Raw genomic sequence first — 218 nt, forward strand, 5'->3', positions numbered from 1 at the left:
GGGCCTGACGAGCCTGCCGATCACGCTCTAGGCCGAAGTCGTGGCGGCCTGACAACCAAAATCCACATGCTCTGCGATGCCAACGGGATACCGTTGCGCTTTCTCCTCTCTGGCGGTCAAGCCAGTGACATCAGCTACGCACAACCACTGCTGGACGAGGTCAGCATTCCATCGAGCCGACGTGGCCGTCCGCGCAAGCGCTGTAAGTGGCTACTTGC

At 61.0% G+C, this 218-nt stretch carries 1 pseudogene; it reads left to right on the plus strand.

Annotation, left to right across the window (positions count from 1 at the left end):
* Positions 1-218 (plus strand): annotated as a pseudogene (locus FS777_RS21340) (IS5/IS1182 family transposase); the annotation flags it as partial.

It is taken from the genome of Pseudomonas sp. DE0157, from assembly GCF_007678615.1.
Lineage (GTDB): Bacteria > Pseudomonadota > Gammaproteobacteria > Pseudomonadales > Pseudomonadaceae > Aquipseudomonas > Aquipseudomonas parafulva_B.